Below are 21,537 nucleotides of genomic sequence, written 5' to 3' on the forward strand. Positions count from 1 at the left end.
CCGCCTACATCTCCCCACGAACTCCCCCTCCAAAGCTCCGCCCCCGAAGCCCGCGAGCCGAGTCCGGCCCTAACTCACCGCCTATGGAACCTGCCGCCGGACCAGACGACCACAGCCATCTGCACCAGCACTTCGCGGGTACTCGCTCGTCACGCCACCCAGTCGCCGACATCAACTTCCCTCGGACTCAACCCCGGAGCCCCCTCGAAGCCCACGAGCCGAATCCAGCTGACCAACTCCGCCGGAATCGCCACGGCTCACCCCCCAAGCCATGCACCGGAATTCACCCACCCCGGTCCGGCCCAACCACGCCCCGATCCCGCCGCCGCCCCCGCCACCTCACCAGCCAGTACCCCCGAGCCGATCCCCACAGCCGCCCCGCCGCGCCACCGCCACCGCCGTCCCCCAAACCCAGGCTTGGCTCGGGGGACGGAATCGTCGGCCCGAGGTCGAAGCCCTGACCAACCGCCGATCGATCGCGCGACAGAAGCCACCCACTCGCCACCGACCTGCCCCGAGCCCACCTCCGCCCGCCCGGCGCCTTGGACACAGGTCAGCCGCCACGAGTTGAGGCCCTTGGGTTGCGGGCCCAGGGCCGGGCGGTGGCCGGTGCCGGGGCTCGGACTCGGGCTCGGGCTCGGGGTGGGGCTCGGGCCAGACCGGCGCCGGGGCTAGGGGCGGGACCGGGGCCGGGGCCAGAGCGGGGCCGGGCCGGCGGCGACGGAGTCGACTGGTGTGCCTGCCGGGTGCAGGTACTGGGTGCTGGGCAGCGGTACGTACCGGGCGGCGGGTGGCAGGCGGCAGTACCGGCTGCTAGGCGGTGGGAGGCAGGTACCTGGCGCGGAGGCCGGGCGGCGGGCAGTGGTGCCGGAGGCGACAGGTGGCAGGTGGTGGCTCGCAGGTACCACCGCGCGACGGATGCCGGTTGCCGGGCGGTGGTGCCAGGGGTGGCAGGTACCTGGCGGCGGTACCGGCGGCTGGGCGGTGGGACGCAGGTACCGGGCGGCGGTACCGGCGGCTGGCCGTCCTGACCAGCGGCCGGGCGCGGCCGGGTGCGGCGGGCGGGGAGGAGCAGCGGCCTTGAACACCTTTCGGTGGCCTTGGACAAGTTATTTCATGTTCAAGGTCGCCGGAAGGTGTTCAAGGTCCCGGGGGCCGACGCCAGGGGGCGTCGGTCGGACGGGTGGTGGGGGTTAGCGGCCGAAGTCGCTGTCCTTCGGGACTTCTAGGTCTGATTTGGCCAGTTCTTCGATGTTGACGTCGCGGAAGGTGACTACCTTGGCGTTCTTGACGAAGCGGGCTGAGCGGTAGACGTCCCAGACCCAGGCGTCGGCCATGGTGACTTCGAAGTAGACGTCGCCGCCTTCGGTGCGGACTTTGAGGTCTACCGCGTTGCACAGGTAGAAGCGCCGTTCGGTCTCCACGACGTACTTGAAGATCCCGACGACGTCCTTGTACTCCCGATAGAGCTGTAGCTCCATATCGGTCTCGTACTTCTCAAGGTCGTCTGCGCTCATCGGCTCTCCGCTCCGGTGGGACTGGACACATTCTGTCCCATATCGGGCCGCATACTGCGGCGGACATTCTCGAACCGCCGTCGATGTTGTGGACACGGGCCGTATTCGTCCAGTGCCGCCTGGTGTTCAGGGGTGCAATATCCCTTGTGAACCGCGAAATCGTACTGCGGGTACTCCTCGTGCCAGTGCTGCATGATCCGGTCCCGGGTCACCTTGGCGATCACCGAGGCCGCCGCGATGCAGGCTGCCACCCGGTCACCCTTCCACACCGCGAGGCCCGGTACGCCGAGCCCGTCCACCCCGAAACCGTCCGTCAGCACGTACTGCGGGCGCAGGTCGAGCAGGAAGATCGCCCGGCGGAGCGCCTCCACGTTGGCGACGTGCATGCCCAGCCGGTCGCACTCGGCCGCCTCGATCGAGACCACCGACCACGCAAGGGCACGAGATCGGATCTGGTCGTAGCACCGGTCACGTGCCTTCGCCGTCAACAACTTGGAGTCGGCCAGCTCGGGGATCTGGCCGCGTTTGCCGTCCGGCAGGATCACCGCGGCCGCGACCAGCGGGCCGGCGCACGGTCCGCGGCCGGCCTCGTCGACGCCCGCGATCGGGTCGAGGCCGACCCGGCGCAGGGCGCGTTCGTACCCGTAGAGCCCGGCGTCACGCCGGATCGTGCTGCCGCGCGGAAGAGCGCTCATCCATCAACTCACTCGGGAGGCGGTCGCCGGCGAGAGGCTCACCGGCGAGGCGGATAGCTCACTTGGGAGGTGGTGTGAGGGAGATCGAGGGTTTGTCGGGAGCCGGCCCCGCGGCCGGTATCGACTTGAAGGTATCCGGTACTTCGAGTTTGTCGAACCGGTTCGCCGGCCACACCACCAGGATCGCCCGCCCGGTGATCTTGTCCATCGGCACGAACGCCGCATCACCCGGATTGCCACCGTCGGGACCGGTGTCGCTCAGATGCACCCGGGAGTCACCCGACTCGGACCGGTGGTCGCCCATCACGAAGACCCGCCCGGCCGGCACGGTGACCTGGAACTCCATCGCCGACGGCGCGTCGCCCGGATACAGGTAGGTGCCCTCTTCGAGCGGCTGACCGTTCACCATCAGCCGGCCCTTGGAGTCGCAGCAGGCGACCTTGTCCCCCGGCATTCCGATCAGGCGCTTGATCAGGTGACCGTGGCTGGAGTCAGGCAGCAGACCGACGACCTCGAAGAACCGGCCGATCGAGCCCCGCTTCTGGCCGCTCTCCTCGTCGCCCAGCCAGCCGCCCGGATCCTCGAAGACGACGACGTCGCCCCGCTTGACGTCGGTCAGCTTCTCGACCACGACCCGGTCGCCGACGAGCAGCGTGTTCTGCATCGACTCGCTCGGGATGATGAACATCTGGCCGACGAAGGCCCGCAGGATCGACGAGACGATCAGAGCACCGACCACGATCAGCACGAACTCGCGGGCAGCTGCCGCGAGTCCGGAGCGGTGGGCGGGTTTCTCTTTCGTCGCGGTCGGTGTCTCAGTCACTTCTTCAGCCCCGGCTTCTTGAAGGTTTCCGGAGGACGCAGCATCGTCATCCGGTCAGACGGCCAGATTACGCAACAGGCACGGCCAACCACGTTGTCGACCGGGACGAAGCCGCCGCCGGGCCCGCCCATGTGGGCACGGGAGTCCGCGGATTCGGCCCGGTTGTCACCCATGACCCACAGTGAACCAGGCGGCACAACGACGCTGAACGTCGTGGTGGACGGTTTGGCGTCCTTGAGCAGGTACTCGCGCTCGTCGAGCGGGATCCCGTTGACCGTGATCCGGCCCGCCTTGTCGCAGCAGACCACCTTGTCGCCGGCCACGCCGATCACCCGCTTGACCAGGTGACCCTCACCGCTGCGCGGCAGGATGCCGACGAACTCGCCGACCCGCCGCAGCGTGCCGGGCTCCTTCTGCTCCTCGTTCAGCCAGTGGCCGGGGTCCTTGAAGACGATGATGTCGCCCCGGTCCACGTCGCGATGCAGATAGCTGACCTTCTCGGCCAGGATCCGGTCGTTGGTGGTGAGGGTGTCGTACATCGACTCCGAGGGCACGTAGAAGGCCTCGGCGACGAAGAGTCGCAGCACGACGGTGATGACCAGCGCGAGCACCGTCACGGTGGTCATCTCCAGCAGCAGGCTCATCAGCGGGTTGCGCTGTTTGAGCCTGCGGTGTCGTCCTTTACTGCGACGAGCCCTCCTGGCTGGCGGGCGAGCGCGCGTCGCGGTGCTCGGCGCCATTCCTGACCGTCGTCAGTAGACGATCAGGAGGCCGGGATGTTGTCCCGCTTCTCCTTGATCTTGGCTGCCTTGCCGCGCAGCTCGCGCAGGTAGTACAGCTTCGCGCGGCGGACGTCGCCGCGGGTGACGACCTCGACCTTGTCGACGATCGGGGTGTGCATCGGGAAGGTGCGCTCGACGCCGACGCCGAAGCTGACCTTGCGGACCGTGAAGGTCTCCTGCAGGCCACCACCGTGGCGACGGATCACGACGCCCTTGAACACCTGTACGCGGGAGCGGTTGCCTTCGACGACCTTGACGTGCACGTTGACCGTGTCGCCGGCGCGGAAGGCGGGGATGTCGTCACGCTTGCTCGCGTTGTCGAGCTCGTTCAGGATGTTGCTCATCAGGTGTCTCTTCCTCGCGCGTGCCACAGGTCACCCACGAATGGCTCGTATGTGAGAGTCGAAGATGCTGTCATGCGGTGGTCACCCCCTGTGGCAGGAGCACCGAACGGCAACAGCGACCAAGTTTGCCACACAGCGTGAGCCGCCACGAAATCGCCTGTTCCCGGCACCCTCGGCAGAGCCCCGGAGTCAGCGACGTTTGCGCCGTTTGGCGAGGTGGACGAGTTCGACCTTGTCGGTCTGCCGTTCCCGCCTGGTCTCGCGGTAGCCGGCGTTGCGGTAGAGCTGGAGATTGCGCTCGCTGGCGGCGCCGGTGTTCAGCTCGTACGACGTGACGTCCGCGGGCGCGGCCCTCTCGGCCACCCGGAGGAGCTTGGTGGCGATGCCTTGGCCCTGCCAGTCGGGAGCCACCATCAGGCGGGCGATGTAGCCGACGTCGCCGATGACCGTCAGCTGGACCGACCCCACGATGCGGGCGCCGACCACGGCCTTCCAGACGGTCCCTTGGCCGAGCCGGGCGACGCACTCCGCCAGTGACTCGGTCAGCGGCGGGATGCCGAGGTCGTCGTACGCCTGCCCTTCGGTGAGGAAGGTGGCCCGCTGCAGCGTGAGCAACTCCCCCGCATCGGCCTCGGTCGCCGGCAGGACCGGCACCTGCGACGCAGCATCGTCCTCTGCCGCCAGGGAGCTGCCCCAGGCGGCCAGCAGGTCGGGCCTGCGCTCGGCAGTACGGCGAACGGACTCCTCGTGGCGCCACTCGGCGATGAGCTTGTGGTTGCCTGACAGGAGTACTTCCGGTACTTCGTGCCCGCGCCAAGCCGGTGGCTTCGTGTAGACCGGGTACTCGAGCAGTCCATGTCCTGAGTGCGACTCCTCGGCCAGTGACTCCGGGTTGCCGATCACACCGGGCAGTAGGCGGGCAATCGCCTCCACCATGACCAGTACTGCGACCTCCCCGCCGTTCAGCACGTAGTCGCCAATGGAGACCTCGGTGACCTGCATCCGCTCGGCCGCGTGCGCAGCGACCCGCCCGTCGATCCCCTCGTACCGTCCGCAGGCGAAGGCCAGCCACGGCTCGGCCGCGAGCTCGTAAGCCAGGTCCTGGCTGAAAGGGCGACCAGCAGGCGTCGGCACGACCAACCGGGGCTGCGAGGGACCGTCGCCCGGCATGACGCTGTCGAACGCCTCTCCCCACGGCTCCGGCTTCATCACCATGCCGGCACCCCCGCCATAGGGAGTGTCGTCGACAGTGCGGTGCCGGTCGTGGGTCCAGTCGCGCAGGTCGTGCACCCGGACGTCCAGCAGACCACTCTTGGCCGCCTTGCCCACCAGCGAGACGTCCAGCGCCGCCAGGTACTCCGGGAAGATCGAGAAGACGTCCAGCCTCATCGGGCCGAGTCTCCAGGCTCCGACGGGACCACCTCTGCGCCCTCGGGGTCCAGCAGTCCGGGCCGGTCGGCCACCTCTACGTAGCCCGAGTCCAGGTCGATGGACGGGACCAGCTCCTCGACCAGCGGCACCAGTACTGCGTTCCCGGCCGGCCGACGGATCTCCAGCAGATCCTGCGACGGCAGGTGGATCACGTCGATGACCTCGCCGGCCTCCACCCCGTCAGTGGTCCGCACCTTGAGGCCGATCAACTCGCGGTCGTAGTACTCGTCGGGGTCCTCCGGCCGCTCGTCCTCGGCGATCTCGGCCTGGACCTCCAGGTTGCGCAGGTTCTCCGCCGCCGTACGGTCCGGCGAGTCGGCGAACTTCACCAGCAGCCGCCCACTGTGCCAGCGGCTGGACTCCACCGTCAGGGTCCGGGGTGGAGTCGACACCGTGACGAGCTGAGCGCCGTCAGCGAACCGCAGATCGGGGTCGTCCGTCCGGACGATCATGCCGACCTCGCCCTTGATCCCATGCGCCCGGCCGATCCGGCCGACAATCACCAGCACCGCAGTTCCTCTCGCTGACCTCCGACGTAACGCCACAGTGTCTCAGGCGCTGCCGCTCCACGGCGCAGGGGTGAGCACCCAGACCAGCTCGGCCCGTTCCGTCTCGCTGGCATTGACCCACGTATGCGGCTCGCCGCCGGGGAAGGTCAGGGCATCCCCCGCCGACAGCGCCACCCGGCGATCGGTGAACAGCATCTCGATCGAGCCGGCCAGCACATACACGACCTCGTACTCGCAGTTGATCGTGTAGAAGTCCTTACCGCCCGTACCGCCGGGCTCGGCGTCGGTGTGCACCACCTGCACCCGGGACTGCCCGCGCGGCGTCATCAGCCGCTCATCCACCCCCGCGCCGCCCAGGTTGATCGCCGGCGCGCTGTCGAGCCGGACCAACGCGACGTCCGGCACCGTGAACAGGGAGCCGACATCCAGGCTCATCACCTCGCACAGGGTGATCAGCGAGGCCACGCTCAATGACGTCTCGTCCCGCTCCACCCGGCTGAGGAATCCCTTGGTCAGTCCGGCGGCGGAGGCGAGCTGGTCGAGCGTGTAGCCGTGCGCCTGGCGGGCGGCCCGGAGCCTCGAGCCGATCCGGATCTCGTTGTTCGACGGCGACACCGGCAACGGACGCATCAGGGGCCTTCCACTAGGCGGAACAAAAGAAAACAGCGGACTGACCGCTTGACACCCATCATGCCGCCCCCGATGCTCGTACGACAACCTTTGTTGCCTCTCATGAAACATTCTCGCAACACGAGGCAACAAGACCGCCATCAAAGGTCCGGGAGATACCCACCATGCGGATTCCACACCTCGCCGTCGCCGCCGCCCTGTCGGCGACGCTCGTCACCGCCTCCTGCGCGGCGCCCGACGCGGCCGAGAGCCCCGCGGGCGGCAACGGTTCGACCAGTACGGCGCCCAAGCTGACCAAGGACGATGCCGCCGCCGCGCTGCTGCCGGAGGAGATCCGGACGGCCGGCAAGGTGCGGGTCGCCTCCGGCGTGAGCTTCCCGCCGATGGAGTTCTTCGACACCGACAACAAGACCGTGCTCGGCTTCGACGCGGATCTCGGCGCGGCGCTCGGGCAGGTGCTCGGGGTGACGTTCGAGTTCCAGAACACCAACTTCGACGGGATCATCGGCGGTCTGAACGCCGGCCGGTACGACCTGGCGCTGACCAGCATGATCGACAAGAAAGTGCGTCAGGGCACGGCGGACTTCGTCGACTACCTGAACTCCGGCGTCACCTTCATGGTTGTCAAGGGCAACAAGAACAACCTGAAGGAGAAGCTCGATCTGTGCGGCCGCACCGCCGCCGTCGAGAAGAGCGCGACCGGTGATCTGACGGCGGACGACATCACCAAGGAGTGCGCGACGGCCGGCAAGCCTGCCGTCAAGAAGCTGCCGTTCCCGGACCAGGCGAGCGCAGTACAGGCGTTGCAGTCCGGTCGCGCGGATGCGGTCCTCGCGCTGGACCTCACGCTGGCTTACAACGTCAAGCAGGCGCCGGATGCGTTCGAGATCGGGAGCAAGCCGTTCGGCACGTTGCCTGTTGGGATCCCGGTGCCCAAGAGCAATGCGAAGCTGCGTGACGCAGTACAGGCTGCATTGAAGAAGGTCATCGAGAGTGGCACGTACGACGCTCTGCTGGCCAAGTGGAACCTCACGGATCAGGCGCTGAAAGATGCTCCGATCAATCAGGGCAAGTGAGATGAGCACCGCCGACGAGCCGATCGTCCGGCTGCGGCATCCCGGCCGCTGGGTGGCCGCCGCGGTGATCGTGTTCCTGCTGGCCGTGTTCGTGCACTTCGTCGCCACCGCGCCGAAGCTGCGACTCGACCTGGTCGGCGGCTACCTGTTCGAGAAGTCGATCATGCTCGGCCTGCTCAAGACGCTGCAGCTGACCATCATCGCGATGCTGGTCGGCGTCGTCCTCGGCACCCTGCTGGCCGTGATGCGCCTGTCGGAGAACCCGGTACTCCGCGCCGTCGCCGGCGGCTACGTCTGGCTGTTCCGCGGTACGCCGATCCTCGTCCAGCTGCTGTTCTGGTTCTTCCTCGGCACCGTCCTCCCGCAGATCAGCATCGGACTGCCGTTCGGCGGACCCGATCTGGTCAGCTGGCCGACCAACACGGTGATCACCCAGTTCACCGCCGCCATCCTCGGACTGGGGCTGAACGAAGCGGCGTACATGGCCGAGATCGTCCGCGCCGGAATCGGCTCGGTCGACCAGGGCCAACGCGAAGCGGCCGAGGCGCTCAGCATGAGTCCGTGGATCACCTATCGCCGCGTGATCCTGCCGCAGGCCGCCCGGCTGATCGTGCCGCCGACGGCGAACCAGACGATCTCCATGCTCAAGCTCACCTCGCTGGTCCTGGTGATCGGGCTGCCCGAGCTCACCACGACCGCCCAGCTGATCTACGGCCGCAACTTCCAGCAGATCCCGCTGCTGATCGTCGCGAGCATCTGGTACCTCGTCCTCACCACGATCCTGACCATCGCGCAGAACCGGCTCGAGCGGCGGATGAGCCGCGGCGTCCTGGCCAACACCAGAGCCAACACCAGACGTCAGAAGGCAGGAGTCCGCTGATGACCGCGATGGTGAAAGCGGTCAACGTCCGCAAGTCGTTCGGCAACACAGAGGTACTGAAGGGCATCGACCTCACCGTCGACGCCGGCGAGGTGATCTCGCTGCTCGGGCCGTCCGGCTCGGGCAAGAGCACCTTCCTGCGCTGCATCAACCATCTGGAGCGGCTCGACGGCGGCGAGATCAGCGTGAACGGCGAGCTGGTCGGGTACCGGCGGCATGGCGGACGCAAGTACGAACTGCGACCGCGTGAGACCGCTGCGGCGAGGCGCCACGTCGGGATGGTGTTCCAGCGCTTCAACCTGTTCCCGCACCGGACCGCGGTGGAGAACGTGATGGAGGCGCCGGTCTTCGTCAAGCGCGAGACCAAGGCGTCCGCGCGGGCTCAGGCTCTCAACCTGCTTGATCGGGTCGGCCTGGCTGACAAGGCGGCGGCGTACCCGGCTCAGTTGTCCGGCGGTCAGCAACAGCGGGTCGCGATTGCTCGCGCGCTGGCGATGCGGCCGACGCTGATGCTGTTCGACGAGCCGACCTCTGCCCTCGACCCCGAGCTGGTCGGCGAGGTGCTCGAGGTGATGAAAGGCCTGGCGACCGAAGGGATGACGATGATCGTGGTCACCCACGAGATCGGCTTCGCCCGGGAGGTCTGCCACCGGGTGGTCTTCATGGACGGCGGAGTCGTCGTCGAGGCCGGTCCGCCCGCCGAGGTGCTCACCAACCCCCGTCATGCCCGGACCCAGTCCTTCCTCTCAAAGGTGTTGTGATGACCAACTTCCAAGGCCCGGTCGATGCGACCAAGGTCCCCCGGTACGGCGGTCCCACGACGTTCGCGCGGTTGCCGCGGATCGACGAGGTCGCTCATGCCGATGTCGCGGTGATCGGGGTGCCGTTCGATTCGGGGGTCAGCTATCGGCCGGGGGCGCGGTTCGGGCCGGGGCATATTCGCGCCTCGTCCAAGCTGTTGCGGCCTTACAACCCGGTGCAGGACATCGAGCCGTTCGCGCTGCAGCAGGTCGCCGACGCGGGTGATATCGCGTGCAATCCGTTCGACATTCTCGAGGCGGTGCAGCAGATCGATCTCGGCGTGCGCGAGGTGTTGAGTGCGGGCGCCAAGCCGCTGACGATCGGTGGGGATCACACCATCGCGCTGCCTTTGCTGCGGGTGATGCATGAGGCGCACGGGCCGATTGCTGTCGTCCATTTCGATGCTCATCTGGATACCTGGGACACGTACTTCGGTGCGCCGATCACGCACGGTACGCCGTTCCGCCGGGCGTCCGAGGAGGGGCTGATCGATCAGACCGGGTCGCTGCATGTGGGGATCCGCGGGTCGTTGTACTCGCGTGAGGATCTGACCGACGACCAGGTGCTCGGCTTCCAGGTGATCGGCGCGCATCAGTTCGACGACCACGGGTGGCGGGGTGCTGTTGAGCGGATCAAGGCACGGGTCGGCGATCGGCCGACGTACGTGTCGCTGGACATCGACGTACTCGATCCCGCTTTCGCGCCGGGCACCGGTACGCCGGAAGCCGGCGGGCTGACGAGTCGGGAGTTGCTGCAGATGCTGCGGGCGTTCGCGGAGTTGAACCTGGTGGGCGCGGACATCGTGGAGGTGGCTCCGGCGTACGACCACGCGGAGGTCACTGGCATCGCAGCCGCCCACGCGGCGTACGAACTGGTCAGCGCGATGGCGCCCAGAACCGACGGCTCGTCGACCGATGGGGTCCGGGCCGATGGCTGAGGTTGTCACGGGCGGGGCGGCGGTCATCGACGGGCTGGTTGCCAACGGGGTGCGGCATGTCTTCGGGATTCCGGGGACGCACAATCTCGAGCTCTATCGCTATCTCCCGGCGTCCGGGATCAAGCACATCGTCACGCGTCATGAGCAGGGCGCGGGGTATGCGGCCGACGGGTATGCCCGGGTGACCGGTGGACCGGGCGTGCTGATCACGACGTCCGGACCGGGGATCACCAACGCGATCACTGCGCTGGCGACGTCGTACGCCGATTCGGTGCCGACGCTCGCGATCTCCCCCGGCCCGCCGCGTGGCACGGTCGGCAAGGACATCGGCTGGCTCCACGAACTGAAGAACCAGCAGGGCGCGCTCGACGCCGTCTGCGACCGCAGCATCCGGGTCGAGAACGCCGACGAACTCCCCGAGACGATCGCCGACATCTTCACCGGCTTCCACACCCGCCGCCCCCGCCCGGTCCACCTCGAGATCCCAGTCGACGTCCTGGAAGGCGAGTGGGTACGCCGTACCGCCACCGCGCCGTCCAGCCCCGCACCGGCCGCCCTCGACTCAGTTGCCCTAGGCAACATCATCATCGCCCTCACCCAGTCGGTGAAGCCGCTGCTGATCGTCGGCGGCGGCGCCCGAGGTGCCGGCGAGCAGATCCGCACACTGGCGGCCGCCGGCGTACCGGTCCTGACCACCGTCAACGGCAAGGGCATCCTCGACGAAACCGACCCGCTGTCACTAGGCGCATCGATCCGGTTGGCCGCGGCCCACCAAGCAGTCTCGGAAGCAGACCTCGTGATAGCCATCGGCACCGAGCTGGGTGACTCGGACCTCTGGGGCGGAGTACTCCAAGCCGCCAAGGTGATCCGGATAGACGTCGACCCCGCCCAACTACAGAAGAACCTTTCCGCCGACCTCACCGTCACCGGCGATGCCGGACGAGTGCTGCAGGCCATCGTCACCGACAGCCTGTTCACCAAAGCCCGGGTCGCGGAGCGACCGGATCCGACAACAATCGCGAGCCGGCCGGAGGCCGAGCAAGGCATAGCGCCGGCGCAGGCGGCTGCCCGGCCGAAGGCCGAGACCTTCGCAGGACGGGCAGAAGCCGGCACGGGCGCGGGCCGTTGGGAGGTTGGGCACATTGCCGGCTGGCGGAAGGCGATCTTGGCTGAAGCCGCCAAGGATGCTGGGCCCTGGGCGGAGATTCAGCGAGTGCTGGCGGAGGCCTTGCCTGCGGACACGGTGATTGCTGGGGACAGCTCGCAGGTCACCTACTACGGGACCGTGCATTACTGGCCGTTCACACCGGGCAATCGGCTGTTGTATCCGACGGGGTACGCGACGCTCGGGTATGGGCTGCCGGCGGCTATCGGGGCGAAGATCGCGGCGCCGGAGCGGGCGGTGGTCGGATTGTTCGGGGATGGGGCGGCGATGTTCACCGTCCAGGAGTTGGTGACGGCGACCGAGCTCAAGCTTGCGTTGCCGATCGTCGTCGCGGACAACGGTGGGTACGCGGAGATCCGCGAGCAGATGGTGGATCGCGGGATCGCACCGCAAGCGGTTGATCTCTACCAACCGGATCTGCCCGCCCTCGCCCGCGCCATCGGTGCGTACGGCGTCGAAGCCACCATCGACACCCTCGGCGCCCTCACCGCCGAGGCACTGACCGCCGGCCGTCCGACTCTGATCCACCTCGCCATCGAGCGGAGCCACGCGTGACCACACTGACCAATGTCATCGGAGGCAAGCCCACAAGCTCCGGTGAAGTGATGGAGTTCAAGGATCCGGCCACGGCCCAGCCACTAGGTGAGGCGCCGAGGTCGCGAGCAGCGGAGGTGGATGCGGCTGTTGGAGCTGCTGCTGAGGCGTTCAGGAGCTGGCGGCGGACAACGCCGGCGCAGCGGCAGCAGGCGATTCTGGGGTTGGCTGAGTTGGTTGAGGACAACGCGGAAGAGCTGATCGAGTGCGAGGTGCGCAACACCGGCAAACCCCGGGCAGCCACGAGGGAGCTCGAGTTGATCCCGTGTGTCGACCAGCTCCGGTTCTTCGCCGGGGCCGCGAGGGTGCTCACCGGGATCGCGCAGGCGGAGTACGAGGCCGGTTTCACCTCGTCCGTACGCCGTGAGCCGGTCGGCGTGATCGCGCAGATCACCCCCTGGAACTACCCCCTGATGATGGCCATCTGGAAGATCGCCCCCGCCCTCGCGGCCGGCAACACCGTCGTCCTGAAGCCGGCCGACACCACCCCGTGGAGCACGGTCCGGCTGGCCGAGCTGGCGCAGGAGGTGCTGCCGCCGGGAGTGCTCAACGTCGTCTGCGGCGACCGCGACACCGGCCGCCTGCTGGTGACGCACAAGCGGCCGGACATGGTCGCCATCACCGGGAGCACCCGCGCAGGCGCCGAGGTGATGGCCGCGGCCGCGCCGACGCTGAAGAACGTCCACCTGGAGCTGGGCGGCAAGGCACCCGCGCTCGTCTTCGCCGACACCGATCTGCGCAGAACGGCGGAGGAGATCGCGTTCACCGGCTTCTTCAACGCCGGCCAGGACTGCACCGCCGCGACCCGGGTCCTGGTCGAACAGTCGGCGTACGACGAGTTCCTGACCGAGCTGGCGGCCGCCGCCCGCGCCAGCCGGGCCGGTGCCCCTGACGACCCCGACATCACCTTCGGCCCGCTCAACAGCGCGGACCAGAAGGACCGGGTCGAGGAGTTCCTGACCGGGCTGCCGGACCATACCGAGATCGTTGCCGGCGGCACCGGGCACGGGCCGGGCTACTTCCTCGACGCGACCGTGATCGCCGGGGCGAGGCAGGACGACGACGTGGTGCAACGCGAGATCTTCGGGCCGGTACTGACCGTGCAGCCCTTCGCCGACGAGGCCGAGGCGATCGAGCTGGCCAACGGCGTCGACCTGGCGCTGGCCTCGAGCGTCTGGACCACCGACCACGGGCGCGCGACCCGGCTGGCGGCCGAACTGGACTTCGGCACGGTCTGGATCAACTGCCACCAACTGCTGCCCGCCGAACTACCCCACGGCGGCTTCAAGCAGTCCGGCACCGGCAAGGACCTCTCGGTCTTCGGCCTGGAGGACTACACCCGCCTCAAGCACGTGATGAGCGCCTGGTCCTGAAGCGTCCTGAAACGACGGAAAGGCCGCGCCCCCGAGGGGGTGCGGCCTTTCCGGTGGACCTGAGATCAGCGGCGCGGGCGCCGGTTGAACTCGTCGACGAAGTCGATCCGGACCGACTGCTCGGAGCTGAGCGCCCCGACCACGGTACGGATCGCGGTCGCCGTCCGGCCGTTACGGCCGATCACCTTGCCGATGTCGTCGGGGTGCACGTGCACCTCGAGAGTGCGTCCACGCCGCAGGTTGCGCGACCGGACGCTGACCTCGTCAGGGTTGTCCACGATGCCTCGGACCAGGTGCTCGAGCGCCTCGGTCTCCATCATCGTCAGGCCTTGGCGTCGTCGGCCGGCGCGTCGGCGGCAGCGGCGTCGGCAGCCGGAGCGGCGTCCTCGACCTTGGCCTCGACGGCGTCGTCCTTCTTCTCGGCCTTGTCAGCCTTCGGCTCCGCCTTCTTGGCGGCGGCCTTCTTGGTCGTGACGGCCTCGGTCTTCAGCGTGCCGTGCGCCTCGGCGAGGGCCTCGTTGAAGATCTCCTGCTTGTCGCGCTTCGGCTCCTTGACCCGCAGCGGCGGCGGGGCGTCGAGGCCCTTGAACTTCTGCCAGTCACCGCTGGCCTTGAAGATGGCCGCGACGGCCTCGGTCGGCTGCGCGCCGACGCCCAGCCAGTACTGCGCCCGGTCCGACTCGACGTGGATGAACGACGGCTCGGCCTTCGGGTTGTACTTGCCGATCTCCTCGATGGCGCGGCCGTCACGCTTGGCGCGGGCGTCCATCACGACGATGCGGTAGTGCGGCGCACGCTTCTTGCCGATGCGCTTCAAACGGATCTTGACTGCCACGTTTGTGGTGTCTCCCTCGGGATTCATGTCTTGGTTGAGCGGCACACCGGCGTCGTGGGGACAACGGGTGACCACTCGGATGGGCCGAACCGGGACGTGGAGTTAGAGGGCTGCACGTGATCCGGACGGACTCAGCCCATCATTCTGCCAGATCAACCGCCGCGCCACCAATCCGCCCCGGACGCGAAACGCCCGGGCGCGGGGTACGGGCGATCAAGCGGCCCGGATCGAGGGTACGACGGGCCCTCAGGCGCGGAAAGCGGCCAGCGCCGGAAGCTGGTCGACATACCCGTCGAGGAGCTGGTGGGCGGCCGTGACCGAGTCGATCAGCGGGTGCCAGGCCAGCGCCCGGATCGCCGCCGCCCGGGAACCCGACGTCGCGGCCTCGATCGTCGACCGCTCGACCGCCTTCACCGCGCAGACCAGCCCGGCCTGATGGTCGGTGAACTGCGAGACCGTGACCGGCCGGGCACCGTTGGCGTCGACCGTGCACGGGATCTCCACCACCGCATCTGCGTCGAGATGATGCAGCGTGCCCCGGTTGCGCACGTTCAGGATCAGCGACGCCCGCTCGTTGTGCGCGATCGCCCGCATCAGCGACAGCGCGACCTGCTCGTACCCGCCCGCCGACATGTCCCGCTCGTCGCGCTCCCCCGCGTCGGCGATCTCCCGGCTCTCCACCATGTACGTCGATTCGCGCTCGGCCCGCGTCTTCTGCCACAACTCCAGGGCGTTGGCCGGCTGCTCGGCCGTCTCCGCATAGAACCGTGACTGCTGCTCCAGCAAGAACGTCCCTCGCGTCTGCTCGACCGCCTGTACCGCGGCCAGCGTCTCGCGAGCGAAGTAGTAGTAGTGCAGGTACTCGTTGGGGATCGATCCCAGCGACCGCAACCACTCGACCCCGAAGAGCCGCCCCTCCTCGAAATCCCCGAGCGCGGCCGGGTCAGCCAGCAGCGCCGGCAGGTGATCGACCCCGCCCGACTCCAGCCCACGCAGCCAACCCAGATGGTTCAGCCCGGCGTAGTCGTAGAAGACCGCCGAAGGGTCCAGCCCCAAGGACAGCGCAGCCCGCCGCCCGAGCCCGGACGGCGAGTCGCAGATCCCGATCACGCGATCACCCAGGTACGGGATCATCGCCTCGGTCACCATCCCGGCCGGGTTGGTGAAGTTGATGACCCACGCCTCCGGCGCCAGCGCGGCGATCCGCTGCGCGATGGCCGTCGCGACCGGCAGCGTCCGCAACGCATAAGCGATCCCGCCGGCGCCGACGGTCTCCTGCCCCAGTACGCCGAGATCGAGCGCGACCCGCTCGTCGATCGTGCGCCCTTCGAGCCCGCCGACCCGGATCGCCGAGAAGATGAAGTCGGCGCCGCGCAGCGCCTCGTCGAGATCGGTCGTCTCGGTCACCGCCGGCGCATCGGCGTACGGCAACGCCTGCTGCCGTAGTACCGACCCGATCGACGCCAACCGCGACCGATCGGTGTCGTAGAGCACGACCGAGGTGATCCGTCCGTCGCCCCGATCCCCCAGCAACGCCTGATAAACGAGCGGAACCCGGAACCCGCCGCCCCCGAGAATGGTCAGTCTCACGCCAGTACCACCTCTACCCCCGCCTCGGTCAGTTGAGTCCGGGTCGCCTGGTCGGCGGCGGGCTCGGTCACCACCATGGAAAGTTCGGTCGGCTCGCACACCTTGGCGACGCCGTGACCGGGGAACTTGGTCGCGTCGGCCAGCAGCACCACCTTGTCGGCGGCCTTGATCATCGCCCGCTTCACCGGTACTTCGATCATCGTGCTGTCCATCACGCGCCCGTCCGGCCGGACCCCGCTCGTGCCCAGAAACAGCCAGTCGACATGGATCTGCCGCAGCGACTCCTCGGTCAGGTACCCGACGAGTGACCGGTAGCTGCGCCGGACGAAGCCGCCCAGGATGATCAGCTCGATCTGCTCGTCGTTCTGCAGCTCCTCCAGGATCGCGAGGTTGCTGGTCACCACGGTCAGCGAGCGCCCGTGCAACTGCTGGGCGACGCGCAGGGCCGTCGTACCGATGTCGAGCAGCAGTGACTGCCCGTCGGTCACCAAGGCGGCGGCGCGGCGGGCAATCCGGTCCTTCTCGGTGGCGTGCACCGCGCTGACCTCGGCGAACGGCTCGTCACCGCCGTCGACGGCGAGCGCACCGCCGTACACGCGGGTCAGCCGGCCCTGCTCGTGCAACTGCTCGAGATCCCGCCGGATCGTCGCCTCACTGACGCCGAGCTGGGCAGCCAGCACTTTCACGCCCCCGGCCCCGTCGGCCCGAAGCGCGCGAACGATCTGATCCTGCCGCTGCTGTGGCAACACACGGAGACGGTATCACGCAAACTTCGTCATAGTCGCGCATCAATTTGCAGGGGTATTGCGTAGTTTGCTCAGAAGATCCACACTGGCTGCACGAATTTGAGCGACCCTGCAGGAGTGTGCTGCCAATGAGTGAGCTGGACGTGGTTGTGTCCGGCCTGGTCTTCCACGACCTGGTGCTCGGCCTGCCCTCTGCGCCGCGCCCCGGCACCGAGGTCTGGGCGGACGACTCCGCCCAGAGCCCGAGCGGGATCGCCAACTTCGCGGTCGCGCTGGCCCGGCTCGGGCTGCGCACCGGACTGGCCGCGACCTTCGGCGCCGACGATCTCGGCGACCGGCTCTGGGACCGGCTGACGCAGGGCGAAGGCATCGATCTGACTCTCTCCCGCAAGCTCGACGGCTGGCAGACCCCCCTCACGGTGGCCCTTGCCTACGACAACGACCGGGCACTGGTCACCAGGGGTACCCCTCCCCCACTGTCGGCCGACGAGCTGCTCACCACGCCGCCGGCCGCCAGGGCCGTCGCCGCTCACATCGGTCCCTGGCCGAACGAGTGGCTCGCCAAGGCCCGGGCGGCCGGCAGCGTGGTCTTCGCCGACGTCGGCTGGGACCCCACCGAGCAGTGGGATCCCGCCGTACTCGACCAGCTGGAGCACTGCGACGTGTTCCTGCCGAACGCCGGCGAGGCGATGAGCTACACCCGCACGAGTACGCCGGACGAGGCGCTCGAGCGGCTGGCCGAGAAAGTACCCCTCGTGGTCGTCTCCGACGGCGCCAACGGAGCACTCGCGCTCGACGCGGGCTCCGGCGAGCGGGTCGCAGTACCGGCCGTACAGGTCTCGGCGGCGGACACCACCGGGGCGGGTGATGTGTTCGCCGCCGGGTTCATCGCAGCAACGCTGTGGGAGCTCCCACTCGCCGACCGGGTACGGTTCGCGGCCCTCACGGCAGCCATCTCGGTGACCCGGCTGGGTGGTGCCGACGCGGCACCGACCTGGACCGACCTGGCCGGCTGGCACCAACAGCACCCAGAAGACCAATCCCTTGCAGCGCTGATCAGCGCGCACTCCGGAAGCGCTCCCCTGCGCGACCAGTCAGGAAGGTAGAACCATGGACCTGTCACGTCGGACGGTGCTCGCCGGAGGCTTCGCCGCCCTGCTCGGCGGAACAGTCGTCGGCTGTTCGTCCAGCATGGACACGGGATCGACGAAGAAGAACGCGACCGGGAACATCGCCTTGTGGTGCTGGCCGGGCGGCCTGGGCAAGTCGGTGCTGGACGACACGATCGCGCACTTCCCGGACCAGCACATCAAGTACTCCGAGGTCGGCGGCGACTTCAAGCAGAAGCTGCTCACCACCTTCAACGGCGGTACGTCGATCCCCGACATCACCGGCGTCAAGGGTGAGGACATCGCCTCGCTGCTGCCGCAGGCCAACCGGTTCGTCGACCTCAAGACGATCGGCGCGGACTCGTTCCTGGGCGACTACCTGGAGTGGAAGGTCAAGCAGGCCACCACGCTGGACGGCAAGGTGATCGGCATCCCGATCGACATCGGCCCGACCGCGCTGTTCTACCGCGAGGACATCTTCACCGCCGGCGGACTGCCCGGCGACCCGGCCAAGGTGGCCGAGCAGCTGAAGACCTGGGACGACTTCATCGCCGCCGGGGTCGAGCTGAAGAAGTCGAACCCGAAGGCGTTCATCGTCGCCGACGCGACCGACATGTACGGCACGATCGTCAACCAGGGCACCGCGCGCTACATCGACAAGGACAACAAGTTCATCGGCGACCAGGACCACATCCGCAAGGCCTGGGACACCGCGGTCAAGGCGATCACGCAGAAGGTCGACGGCCGGACGCTGGGCGGTTCGCCGGACTGGAACGCGGGTCTGGACCAGGGCACGGTGCCGACCGTGACGGGTGCGGCCTGGGTCGCGCTGGACATCAAGGCCGCCTGCAAGACGAGCGTCGGCAAGTGGCGGGTCGCGCCGACGCCGAGCGGCCCGGCGAACTTCGGCGGGTCGTTCCTCACGATCACCAAGAGCGCGGCGGATCCGGCCGCCGCGCTCGAGGTGATCAAGTACATGCTCAGCCCCGACAACGAGGCCAAGGCGTTCGCCGACGCGCAGATCTTCCCGTCCGCGCCGGCCGCCTACGACAAGCCGCAGCTCAAGGCGGCGGACCCGTTCTTCGGCGGCCAGGTGCCGATCGAGGTCTTCGGGCCGGCCGCGAAGGCGATCCCGATCGCCTACGAGGCGCCCCTCGACAGCGCGGTCGCCACCCCGTTCACCGACGGGCTCAAGCTCGTCCAGGCCGGCAAGAAGACGTCGGACCAGGCGTGGACGGAGGCCGTCGCGAAGGCGAAGCAGATCGGCAAGCGTCAGGGCGTGCAGTGACACTGACCGCGACAGCACCCAGCAGACCCGCCGGTACGACGAAGCCGCGAGGCCGGCGCAGCGTCCGGTCGTACTGGCGGTTCTATCTCGCGCTGTCGCCGTTCTACGTGATCTTCCTGGTCTTCGGGCTGTATCCGGTGGCGTCGACGATCCTGCTCGCGTTCCAGAAGTGGGACGGGCTCGGGCCGCGCACGATGGTCGGCTTCCAGAACTTCCGGTTCCTCGCCGAGGACAGCACGTTCTGGCTGTCGCTGTGGAACACGGTCGTGCTGTTCGTGATGTCGACCGTGCCCACGCTGGTGATCGCGATGGCGCTCGCGGTGATGCTGCACTCGGCGGTCCGGTTCAAGGGCGTCTACCGGATCGCGTACTTCATCCCGAACATCACCTCGCTGGTGGCGGCGGCGATCTTCTTCGGCGCCGTCTTCAGCACCAACTTCGGGCTGATCAACTCGGTCCTGCGCTCACTCGGGCTGCCCACCGAGGACTGGCTGCGGCAACCGTGGGGGATCAAGATCGCGATCTCCACGATGATCGTGTGGCAGTGGGCCGGGTACAACACGATCATCTACCTGGCCGGGCTGCAGGCGATCCCGACCGAGCAGTACGAGGCGGCGAAGGTGGACGGCGCCGGGCCGTTCCGGACGTTCTTCTCGATCACGCTGCCGCAGCTGCGGCCGGTCGTGCTGTTCACGGTGATCATGTCGACCATCGGCGGGTTGCAGACCTTCACAGAGCCACAAGTGATGGTCGGCAACACCGGTGGTACCGGGCAGAGCGGCATGACGGTGGTCATGTACTTCTACCAACAGGCCTTCTTCAACAACGACTACGGGTACGCCGGGGCGATCGCGCTGAGCATCTTCATGCTGGTGCTGCTCTTCACCGCGATCAACTGGAAGTTGCTGGGCGGAAGGGGACGCCAGTGAAGTCACGCATTCGTTGGCCCGGGCTGATCATGCACGTGGTGCTGGCGATCGCCGGGCTGCTGTGCCTGTTCCCGTTCTACTGGACGCTGGTGATGGCGACGAACACCACGTCGGACATCTACCGGTACCCGCCGAAGTTCACCTTCGGGTCGCAGCTCGACGACAACATCCATCAAGTACTGCAGAACGTGGCCTTCTTCTCGTCGATGGCGAACACGCTGGTGGTCGCGGTGTCGACGACGCTGCTGGTGCTGTTCTTCGACTCGCTGGCGGCGTTCACGTTCGCGAAGTTCCGGTTCCCGGGGCGGAACGCGTTGTTCGTGATCCTGCTGGCGACGATGCTGCTGCCGGCCCAGCTGGGCGCGGTGCCGCAGTTCCAGACGATGGCGGCGTTCGGGTGGGTCGGGTCGCTGAAGGCGCTGATCATTCCGGCGTCGGCGAACGCGTTCGGGATCTTCTGGTTGCGGCAGTACTTCCAGAACTCGATCCACGACGAGCTGGTCGAGGCGGCGACGCTCGACGGGTGCAGCTTCTTCGGGATCTACCGGAACGTGGCGCTGCCGTCGGCCCGGCCGGCGTTGGCGTTCCTGGGGATCTTCACGTTCGTGGCTTCCTGGAACGACTACTTCTGGCCGTTGATCGTGCTGACGAATCCCGATCATCTGACGCTGCAGGTCGCGTTGTCGTCGCTGAACCGCAGCCACGGCGTCGACTTCAGCATGGTGATGACGGGCGCGCTGATGGCGATGGTGCCGCTGATCATCGTCTTCGTCATCTTCGCCCGGCAGTTCATCAAGGGCGCGACCGAAGGCGCAATCCGCGGTTGAGGTCTAGCTGCTGAGTCTTGCGGCGAGCTGGTCGGCGCCTTCGCCGGTCAGCTCGTCGCGGGACGCTTTCCGGCCGTTGAGGATCCGCAGTACGGCTTCGCCTTGGGCATGGACTTCAGGACCTTGCCCGTACGACCAGTCGTAGCCGTCGGCAATCAGCCGTACGCCGGTGAGCCGCTTGCGCGCGCTGCCGCCGACCGAGATGGTGGTCGGCCATCTGGCGCCGACCGAGAAGTCGGCCACCGCGTCGAAGGCCTCGGCCGGTACCTCTCGGGGACTGTTCAGCGGACGCCTCATGTCGATCGCGTGGATCACCGCGTCGACCAGGCCGGCGATGAGCGGTACGCCGGTCGGCTTGGCGCCGGACTCGGCGTTGGCGCGGAGTTGGGCGAGGATCTCCGCGGGGCCGCGCCGGGCGTACTGTTTGGAGAGCTCGGCGCTGGCCTTGTTGATCCGGAAGCCCGCCTTGGCCAACGGGCCGATCAGCGCGAGCGGACCCATCACCGGCGCCCAGGCGATGTGCGCGGCGACCTCCTGCACGGTCCACTCACCACACAACGACGGCGTCGCCCACTCGGCCGGGCCGAGTGTGTCGAGGAACTCGATCAGCGCCAGGCGTTCGGTCCTGATCAGTTGGGGCAGGTCGGTCATGGATC

At 68.0% G+C, this 21,537-nt stretch carries 23 protein-coding genes; 10 read left to right on the forward strand and 13 right to left on the reverse strand.

Annotated features, from left to right (window positions below; translation table 11 throughout):
- Positions 1-1,193: 1,193 nt before the first annotated feature.
- The 8 genes from ABD116_RS00005 to ABD116_RS00040 all read right to left on the reverse strand — a co-directional run bounded on the left by ABD116_RS00005 (position 1,194) and on the right by ABD116_RS00040 (position 6,731).
- A complete protein-coding gene (locus ABD116_RS00005) occupies positions 1,194-1,517 on the reverse strand; it encodes a DUF2469 domain-containing protein (protein WP_012922325.1) in 324 nt (107 codons plus the stop codon).
- A complete protein-coding gene (locus ABD116_RS00010) occupies positions 1,514-2,212 on the reverse strand; it encodes a ribonuclease HII (RefSeq protein ID WP_343963359.1) in 699 nt (232 codons plus the stop codon). Before ABD116_RS00010 ends, ABD116_RS00005 begins: the two co-directional genes overlap by 4 nt.
- 58 nt (positions 2,213-2,270) lie before the next feature.
- Positions 2,271-3,035, reverse strand: coding sequence for a signal peptidase I (gene lepB / locus ABD116_RS00015; RefSeq protein ID WP_343963362.1), 765 nt, complete (start codon positions 3,033-3,035; stop codon positions 2,271-2,273).
- Positions 3,032-3,679 (reverse strand): signal peptidase I, encoded by a 648-nt coding sequence (lepB, locus tag ABD116_RS00020; RefSeq protein ID WP_343963364.1) that lies wholly within the window; start codon positions 3,677-3,679, stop codon positions 3,032-3,034. Before lepB (ABD116_RS00020) ends, lepB (ABD116_RS00015) begins: the two co-directional genes overlap by 4 nt.
- 119 nt (positions 3,680-3,798) lie before the next feature.
- The gene (rplS, locus tag ABD116_RS00025; RefSeq protein ID WP_343963366.1) at positions 3,799-4,161 is read right to left on the reverse strand and encodes a 50S ribosomal protein L19; all 363 of its coding nucleotides are present in this window, start codon (positions 4,159-4,161) and stop codon (positions 3,799-3,801) included.
- Positions 4,162-4,350: 189 nt separating this feature from the next.
- A complete protein-coding gene (gene trmD / locus ABD116_RS00030; protein ID WP_343963369.1) occupies positions 4,351-5,550 on the reverse strand; it encodes a tRNA (guanosine(37)-N1)-methyltransferase TrmD in 1,200 nt (399 codons plus the stop codon).
- Positions 5,547-6,101 (reverse strand): ribosome maturation factor RimM, encoded by a 555-nt coding sequence (rimM, locus tag ABD116_RS00035; protein WP_343963371.1) that lies wholly within the window; start codon positions 6,099-6,101, stop codon positions 5,547-5,549. The genes trmD and rimM overlap by 4 nt, the downstream gene beginning before the upstream one ends.
- A 42-nt stretch (positions 6,102-6,143) precedes the next feature.
- Positions 6,144-6,731, reverse strand: coding sequence for a helix-turn-helix domain-containing protein (locus ABD116_RS00040; protein WP_343963374.1), 588 nt, complete (start codon positions 6,729-6,731; stop codon positions 6,144-6,146).
- A 164-nt stretch (positions 6,732-6,895) separates the two neighbouring features.
- Between ABD116_RS00040 and ABD116_RS00045 the strand changes: the two genes are divergently transcribed.
- The 6 genes from ABD116_RS00045 to ABD116_RS00070 are packed head-to-tail and all read left to right on the forward strand — an operon-like array spanning position 6,896 to position 13,557.
- Entirely contained in the window at positions 6,896-7,807 is a 912-nt protein-coding gene (locus ABD116_RS00045) for an ABC transporter substrate-binding protein (protein ID WP_343963376.1), read from the forward strand.
- Between the two features lies 1 nt (position 7,808).
- Positions 7,809-8,687 carry an amino acid ABC transporter permease gene (locus ABD116_RS00050; RefSeq protein WP_343963378.1) on the forward strand — a complete coding sequence of 293 codons (879 nt, stop codon included), beginning with the start codon at positions 7,809-7,811 and terminating at the stop codon, positions 8,685-8,687.
- 8 nt (positions 8,688-8,695) lie between these two features.
- Entirely contained in the window at positions 8,696-9,448 is a 753-nt protein-coding gene (locus tag ABD116_RS00055; protein WP_425552042.1) for an amino acid ABC transporter ATP-binding protein, read from the forward strand.
- Positions 9,448-10,425 carry an agmatinase gene (speB, locus tag ABD116_RS00060; protein ID WP_343963382.1) on the forward strand — a complete coding sequence of 326 codons (978 nt, stop codon included), beginning with the start codon at positions 9,448-9,450 and terminating at the stop codon, positions 10,423-10,425. The genes ABD116_RS00055 and speB overlap by 1 nt, the downstream gene beginning before the upstream one ends.
- Positions 10,418-12,145: a thiamine pyrophosphate-binding protein gene (locus tag ABD116_RS00065; RefSeq protein WP_343963384.1), complete on the forward strand. Its 1,728-nt coding sequence runs from the start codon at positions 10,418-10,420 to the stop codon at positions 12,143-12,145. The genes speB and ABD116_RS00065 overlap by 8 nt, the downstream gene beginning before the upstream one ends.
- On the forward strand, positions 12,142-13,557 hold the full coding sequence (locus ABD116_RS00070) for an aminobutyraldehyde dehydrogenase (protein WP_343963386.1): 1,416 nt from the start codon (positions 12,142-12,144) through the stop codon (positions 13,555-13,557). Before ABD116_RS00065 ends, ABD116_RS00070 begins: the two co-directional genes overlap by 4 nt.
- Before the next feature lie 65 nt (positions 13,558-13,622).
- On the opposite strand, the gene ABD116_RS00075 is transcribed toward ABD116_RS00070, so the two are convergent.
- The 4 genes from ABD116_RS00075 to ABD116_RS00090 all read right to left on the reverse strand — a co-directional run bounded on the left by ABD116_RS00075 (position 13,623) and on the right by ABD116_RS00090 (position 16,731).
- The gene (locus ABD116_RS00075) at positions 13,623-13,874 is read right to left on the reverse strand and encodes an RNA-binding protein (protein WP_328335296.1); all 252 of its coding nucleotides are present in this window, start codon (positions 13,872-13,874) and stop codon (positions 13,623-13,625) included.
- Positions 13,875-13,879: 5 nt separating this feature from the next.
- A complete protein-coding gene (rpsP, locus tag ABD116_RS00080; protein ID WP_343963388.1) occupies positions 13,880-14,392 on the reverse strand; it encodes a 30S ribosomal protein S16 in 513 nt (170 codons plus the stop codon).
- 246 nt (positions 14,393-14,638) lie between these two features.
- Positions 14,639-15,982: a 6-phospho-beta-glucosidase gene (locus tag ABD116_RS00085; RefSeq protein ID WP_343963390.1), complete on the reverse strand. Its 1,344-nt coding sequence runs from the start codon at positions 15,980-15,982 to the stop codon at positions 14,639-14,641.
- Positions 15,979-16,731 carry a DeoR/GlpR family DNA-binding transcription regulator gene (locus tag ABD116_RS00090; protein WP_343963393.1) on the reverse strand — a complete coding sequence of 251 codons (753 nt, stop codon included), beginning with the start codon at positions 16,729-16,731 and terminating at the stop codon, positions 15,979-15,981. Before ABD116_RS00090 ends, ABD116_RS00085 begins: the two co-directional genes overlap by 4 nt.
- 125 nt (positions 16,732-16,856) lie before the next feature.
- Here ABD116_RS00090 and ABD116_RS00095 point away from each other — a divergent pair, with 125 nt between their 5' ends.
- The 4 genes from ABD116_RS00095 to ABD116_RS00110 are packed head-to-tail and all read left to right on the forward strand — an operon-like array spanning position 16,857 to position 20,881.
- Positions 16,857-17,834 carry a carbohydrate kinase family protein gene (locus tag ABD116_RS00095; protein WP_343963396.1) on the forward strand — a complete coding sequence of 326 codons (978 nt, stop codon included), beginning with the start codon at positions 16,857-16,859 and terminating at the stop codon, positions 17,832-17,834.
- A gap of 4 nt (positions 17,835-17,838) precedes the next feature.
- Positions 17,839-19,125 (forward strand): ABC transporter substrate-binding protein, encoded by a 1,287-nt coding sequence (locus ABD116_RS00100; RefSeq protein WP_343963399.1) that lies wholly within the window; start codon positions 17,839-17,841, stop codon positions 19,123-19,125.
- Entirely contained in the window at positions 19,122-20,054 is a 933-nt protein-coding gene (locus ABD116_RS00105) for a carbohydrate ABC transporter permease (RefSeq protein WP_343963401.1), read from the forward strand. The genes ABD116_RS00100 and ABD116_RS00105 overlap by 4 nt, the downstream gene beginning before the upstream one ends.
- Positions 20,051-20,881, forward strand: coding sequence for a carbohydrate ABC transporter permease (locus tag ABD116_RS00110; RefSeq protein ID WP_425552025.1), 831 nt, complete (start codon positions 20,051-20,053; stop codon positions 20,879-20,881). The genes ABD116_RS00105 and ABD116_RS00110 overlap by 4 nt, the downstream gene beginning before the upstream one ends.
- A gap of 3 nt (positions 20,882-20,884) precedes the next feature.
- Here the strand turns inward: ABD116_RS00110 and ABD116_RS00115 are convergent, their stop codons facing one another.
- The gene (locus ABD116_RS00115) at positions 20,885-21,532 is read right to left on the reverse strand and encodes a maleylpyruvate isomerase family mycothiol-dependent enzyme (protein ID WP_343963403.1); all 648 of its coding nucleotides are present in this window, start codon (positions 21,530-21,532) and stop codon (positions 20,885-20,887) included.
- Positions 21,533-21,537: the final 5 nt, after the last annotated feature.

Source organism: Kribbella koreensis (assembly GCF_039525325.1).
GTDB classification, from domain to species: Bacteria; Actinomycetota; Actinomycetes; order Propionibacteriales; family Kribbellaceae; genus Kribbella; species Kribbella koreensis.

Bases quoted from the DNA above. Each gene is read 5' to 3' on its own strand.
- ABD116_RS00005 (WP_012922325.1), bottom strand. From the start codon at position 1,517: ATGAGCGCAGACGACCTTGAGAAGTACGAGACCGATATGGAGCTACAG.
- ABD116_RS00010 (WP_343963359.1), bottom strand. From the start codon at position 2,212: ATGAGCGCTCTTCCGCGCGGCAGCACGATCCGGCGTGACGCCGGGCTC.
- lepB (WP_343963364.1), bottom strand. From the start codon at position 3,679: ATGAGCCTGCTGCTGGAGATGACCACCGTGACGGTGCTCGCGCTGGTC.
- rplS (WP_343963366.1), bottom strand. From the start codon at position 4,161: ATGAGCAACATCCTGAACGAGCTCGACAACGCGAGCAAGCGTGACGAC.
- trmD (WP_343963369.1), bottom strand. From the start codon at position 5,550: ATGAGGCTGGACGTCTTCTCGATCTTCCCGGAGTACCTGGCGGCGCTG.
- ABD116_RS00040 (WP_343963374.1), bottom strand. From the start codon at position 6,731: ATGCGTCCGTTGCCGGTGTCGCCGTCGAACAACGAGATCCGGATCGGC.
- ABD116_RS00045 (WP_343963376.1), top strand. From the start codon at position 6,896: ATGCGGATTCCACACCTCGCCGTCGCCGCCGCCCTGTCGGCGACGCTC.
- ABD116_RS00050 (WP_343963378.1), top strand. From the start codon at position 7,809: ATGAGCACCGCCGACGAGCCGATCGTCCGGCTGCGGCATCCCGGCCGC.
- ABD116_RS00055 (WP_425552042.1), top strand. From the start codon at position 8,696: ATGGTGAAAGCGGTCAACGTCCGCAAGTCGTTCGGCAACACAGAGGTA.
- speB (WP_343963382.1), top strand. From the start codon at position 9,448: ATGACCAACTTCCAAGGCCCGGTCGATGCGACCAAGGTCCCCCGGTAC.
- ABD116_RS00065 (WP_343963384.1), top strand. From the start codon at position 10,418: ATGGCTGAGGTTGTCACGGGCGGGGCGGCGGTCATCGACGGGCTGGTT.
- ABD116_RS00075 (WP_328335296.1), bottom strand. From the start codon at position 13,874: ATGGAGACCGAGGCGCTCGAGCACCTGGTCCGAGGCATCGTGGACAAC.
- ABD116_RS00095 (WP_343963396.1), top strand. From the start codon at position 16,857: ATGAGTGAGCTGGACGTGGTTGTGTCCGGCCTGGTCTTCCACGACCTG.
- ABD116_RS00100 (WP_343963399.1), top strand. From the start codon at position 17,839: ATGGACCTGTCACGTCGGACGGTGCTCGCCGGAGGCTTCGCCGCCCTG.
- ABD116_RS00115 (WP_343963403.1), bottom strand. From the start codon at position 21,532: ATGACCGACCTGCCCCAACTGATCAGGACCGAACGCCTGGCGCTGATC.